This window comes from Veillonella sp. CAG:933, assembly GCF_000431435.1.
In the GTDB taxonomy this organism is placed as follows: Bacteria; Bacillota; Negativicutes; order Veillonellales; family Veillonellaceae; genus Veillonella_A.
Genome location: NZ_HF986145.1, coordinates 1 through 5,153, shown reverse-complemented (window position 1 = coordinate 5,153; position 5,153 = coordinate 1). Strand labels below are relative to the sequence as shown.

At 42.5% G+C, this 5,153-nt stretch carries 3 protein-coding genes; 1 reads left to right on the top strand and 2 read right to left on the bottom strand.

The annotated features are described in order from the left end of the window. Nucleotides 1–120: 120 nt before the first annotated feature. Nucleotides 121–1,860 carry a multicopper oxidase family protein gene (locus tag QZL64_RS01895; RefSeq protein ID WP_021840360.1) on the bottom strand — a complete coding sequence of 580 codons (1,740 nt, stop codon included), beginning with the start codon at nt 1,858–1,860 and terminating at the stop codon, nt 121–123. A gap of 354 nt (nt 1,861–2,214) precedes the next feature. Continuing rightward, complete coding sequence (locus QZL64_RS01890; RefSeq protein WP_021840359.1) at nt 2,215–3,906, bottom strand: carboxylesterase/lipase family protein; 1,692 nt, start codon at nt 3,904–3,906, stop codon at nt 2,215–2,217. Nucleotides 3,907–4,106: 200 nt separating this feature from the next. On the opposite strand from QZL64_RS01890, the gene QZL64_RS01885 reads away from it, so the two are divergent. Next, nucleotides 4,107–4,979, top strand: a complete 873-nt coding sequence (locus QZL64_RS01885) for a LysR family transcriptional regulator (protein ID WP_021840358.1) — start codon at nt 4,107–4,109, stop codon at nt 4,977–4,979. Nucleotides 4,980–5,153 lie beyond the last annotated feature (174 nt).

Genomic DNA, 5,153 nt, shown 5'->3' with positions numbered 1-5,153 from the left:
AATAAAAGTCTAACTTTTTGGGGTCACTACATCACTACGGTCTTTTTTCAATATCCGAGTCTTTTAATCTATGCTAAATCATATAGCTATTCAATATTATCTATACACTACTAAACACCATTACTTAACTTCCAGCTGCAACATCATGCCGTTTTCTTCATGTTCCAAGATATGGCAGTGAACCATGAATACGCCAGGTTTAGTGAAGTGAAGTCGGATACGTACGTGTTCGCCCGGATCTACCTGGATAGTATCTTTAAGACCTTTTTCAGCAGCATCTACGGGGCGACCGTTGCGGGACAAGACTTCGAACTGAACACCGTGTACATGGAACGGATGCATCATGCCCATCATGCCCGGATCTGCATTAGATACGTCCCAGATTTCAGTAGAACCCAATTTGCTGGTGAAATCAATACGACCCATGTCGAATTTTTTACCGTTAATCATTACGTTTTGAGCCATGCCGGACATAACGATAGATTTATCGGCCGGTTTCGTCAAGTCATCGGACGCATTCATATTGTTATAGTTCCAAGCGGCCATGTCCGTGTTTACTTTAGCTTCGGCCGTTAAGGTATCGGCCCCACGTTTGAAGTTCAATACATTGGCTGTACCGTTAGTACCGTTTGTAGTTACCAAGCTTGGCAAGGCGTCTTTATATTTTGAAAAATCAACCAACACTTCGACACGTTCACCCGGGGCAATCGTAATGGATTGTTTAGGTACCGGCCAAGGTAAGATGCCACCGTCACCGGCTACTTGCATCATAGGACTCATGTCGGACAACTGTAAGGTATAGGTACGCGCATTGGAACCGTTCAATAACCGAAGACGAACCATGTTGGTTTTCACATCAAAGTATGGATTAATAGTACCATTTACAACGAGGGTATCACCATATACGCCGTCGGCATTATAGTCTTTCTCATAATCCCATTGGTTATCGGCCGTGAAGTTGCGTTCCTGAATGGCCACCGGGATATCGTCAACACCATAAGTATGCGGCAAGTTCAAAGCGCCTTCTTTGTTGTCATCTACGTAGATGAAACCGGCTAAGCCTTTATATACCTGGCTGGCCGTTAAGCCCATGGCATGCGGATGATACCAAGCTGTATTGGCTGACTGATCAACGGTAAACTCAACTTCGCCGGTGCCACCGTTAGCGGCAATCGGATAATGAGGACCACCATCAACATCGGAGCGAACTACCATGCCATGCCAGTGATAGGTTGTTTTTTCAGGTAACTCATTCTTCAATTTAATGGCTACTTTTTCGCCGTGTTTCATGTATAAAGTGGTACCGAGTACGCTGCCGTTATAGCCATATGTATCGGTAAGGGCACCGTCTTTAATGGCTGTTTTCCCTTCTTGAGCCGTTACTTCAAGGTGACGCACACCGTTTTCATCTACTGTCCCTTTTTGCATAGGGGGTATAGCCAACGGTTTTGCAGCTTGTTGTACTTGCTTCAAAGCGGGCACATCATCAACGCCGTGCATGTGTCCCATCATGCCCATCATGCCGTTCATCGAATTAGTAGCCGTCATGCCCATCATACCGCCATTCATCATGCCGGACATCATGGAGTGCATGGAGTTGCTATCCATGGAATTTTGGCCATTCATCATAGAATGCATAGAGCTGTTATTCGCGGAACTCTGATTGTTCATCATGTTATTGACCATGCCGCCCATCATAGAACTCATGTTAGCCGTCATATTTTGGCTGTTTGTAGCGGTCGCGCTATCGTAGCAACAATCATTGGTCGTCACTGTATCATGAGCAGATACAATGGCTGTCCCGCCTGTTATCGCTACTGCCACCAATAAAGCTTTCATATAATTTGAATACTTCTTCATTTCACCGTCTCCAATACTTACATTTTAACTACAACACATTTTAAATATTTCACCTGAAAACCAGGATATATGTATGCCTATACCAATACCGATATATACTTGATTTTGAAATAGTATATACCCCATACCGGTATATTAGGTTTTTTACCATGTAATCATACCATGATTGTAGGAAAGACTCAACACGGGGGTATATTAGGGTACATCTGTCTTTTGAGGCTAGTCTTTTTTATATTTTATGAATAAAAACCTCCTAATATTAGCTCTCATATCTAATATTAGGAGGTTGATTTATAATTTTAATATTGGAGTTTTTTTAATGTAAGTGTTTCAAAATGCTCGACAAGTTGCCTACTATTTTGGCTGATATTCACTGTTAATTTTATTCCAAAACGCTGTATGATGCGCTTCGTTAAATTCATTTTCGCTCATATAGGAATTCGGCAAAGTGAAGGTCATATAGTTTTGTTTCTTTGGATCATAGGTTGGCCACTCAGACTGCTTATTAATTTCACCGGCACGCGCCCAAATTTGAACCATTTGATTGGCTAACTTTTGCTGTTCCGGATTTAAAGCCGTAGATTGAATGGAACTGCCGTTAAATCCAGGGAAGATGTACGGTAATTCATAAGTATGCGATGCTTTTTGCGGGAAACTCGTTACCAAATAAGACGGCGCCGTTTCATCAGCAAACACATAAGCATACACCGGAATCTGATTATAGAGCACATCATTTATGCGTTGCATCGAAGAAGATAACCATGCATCGGTAATCAAAGGGGCAAATGCTTCAGCGTAAGAGTCATATTGCTCCGGTGGATACTCTGCCATAATAGCTTCTTTGAGGCCCGGTCTGTCGCCCAATAAATTTACCAGCCAATCTAATTGAGCCATATACCCTTCACGATCCATGGCTTTCCCGGTCAAAGTTTCCGGTAAGCCGGCAAAGAAATTACCTTCCTGCTTAGTAACACCATTAATAAGGGTTGCTTTATTAAAACGGCCGTTTTTAAATGCTTCCATCGAACGTTCTGGTATGTACTCACCATCCACCATGAATGTCATCAACATATACGGCGTCTGGGTGCGAAGAATTTGTTCCGTCGATAAGCTTCTAAGCTGTTCGGCCGTAGCATCTTTTAAACCATTGGCTTCGGCAAAGGCAATCCCTTTCGCCTCAGCTTCCGCTATACTGTTCTGCGTAAAGGCAGCCGTCATAGTTGATGTATTACCACTCATGGAAATAACCTGCTGGAATTTACCGGCTGAGTGCGGATTTACCATGGCTGTTAAAACACTTTCACCACCGGAAGACTCGCCGGCAAGTGTAACGTTTTGTGGATCCCCACCAAATTGACTGATATTTTCTTGTACCCAGGTGAGTGCCATATCCTGATCCATAAGGCCGTAATTGCCGATAGCATGGCCTTCGGCATCAATGGCCGGGTGGGCAAACAATCCAAAAATACCTAAACGATAATTTATCGTTACTACTATGGCGCCCTCTTTTGCTAGGGCCGTCGGATTATAATCCTGCGAAGCGCCAACTTTTAAGCCGCCCCCGTGAATCCAGACAAACACCGGAAGTTTCTCATTATTGGCTTCTGCCTTAAGGCGGGCCGCTTCGTCAACAAACACATTAAGATATAAAGCATCTTCGCTGCCACCGGCGGTGGCAAATACGCCTAAATCACTATTCTGTGCAAACTGACTTTTATACTCGGTTGCATCATAAACGCCCTCCCAAGCTTTAGGTGGTTGCGGCGGACGCCAACGAAGTTCGCCTACCGGTGGCTGAGCATAGGGAATACCTTTATAGCTCTCAATGCCATTTTCGATTGTCCCTCGCAAAAGACCTGTGTTAATGCGCACGATAGGTGCCGACTGCTGCACCGCCGTGGTCGCTAAATCGGTTACTGCTACCGACGGTGCCCCATTAGTAACAACGACATCGGCCGCCGTGCTGAAACTAAATTGACTTGCTAATAAAACTGCTAAACCTAGTTTACTTAAGTTTCGCCATGCTTTCTTTTGAAATAAATTCATTGTATCACTCCTCTCTGATAACAGTGTAACCGATTTAACATTGACAGAGAAGTTTCCATTTTTTACAATAGATGTAACTAAAAGTTTCTACTTATTATATGCCGATAACTTTTACACCCTACGCTTTATTAGTAACAGTCTTATCTTAAATCAGGTAAAAAGACGTATGTATGCATCGTTTTTCAAAATAAGGAGATCTTATGTACAACAAAGATTTAGATATTTTTAAAGCAGTTGCCGAAACAGGAAGTTTCTCCAAAGCAGCACAAAAGTGTTTTATTACTCATACAGCAGTCATTAAGAAGATGGGCAATCTGGAAACGCACTTTGGCGCGACTTTATTCCATCGTTCGACGCGAGGGGTCACCTTAACAACGGAAGGACAAATACTATATCATCACACGTTAGAGATAATGGACTTCGCTAGTAAAGCAATTGCAGAAATAGAGGCGGTCCAACATAAGAAACATCCGATTCTCCGAATAGGCTGTTCCTTTATGTATCCCATCGATCCATTCATACTCCTTTGGAATCGTAATTTATCGGTAACGGCAAATATGCAGTTTAGAATTATTCCCTTTAGTGAAGATGAGTCTTATAAGAAACTACTTAATAATAAATTTGACTGTATTATCAGCCCCTACAATCATTTTCGCGCTACCGATAATATTTCAATTCTCCCGTTAGGCTCGTATCACTTTTGCTTGGCCGTACCCATACAGCACCCATTACACGGCCTATCGCAATTATCTTTTAAAGATTTAGAAGGTCATCGCTTGCGCATGATGATTACCGGCATCAGTCCTTTAAACGACAATATCCGTAACCATCTGGTAACGCATCACCCACAAATTAACATCGTAGATATTCAGGACCACTACAATATGGATACCTTCAACGATTGTGCCGAAAGCGGAGACATATTACTGTCCTTAGACTGTTGGCAACAGATTCACCCGGCCCTTCTGTCTATTCCTTTGGAAGAATCCTATGAAATGCCATATGGTCTAATTTATTCTAAAGAAAGTCCACCTAATGTTCTTTCGTTTTTGGAACAACTAAAAACTGAGTAAACATCGATGTCAACCCCCCTATCAACAGCTAATAAGGGGCGATCCCAATGACAGTCCTCTAAGTATTTCAACACACAAAAACACCCCGTGACCTAAGCCACGGGGTGTTTTGATTTGTTAAGCTATAATGCTAAACTTAAATTAGGGTTATAGGACATTTTGAGTTGGTAATTT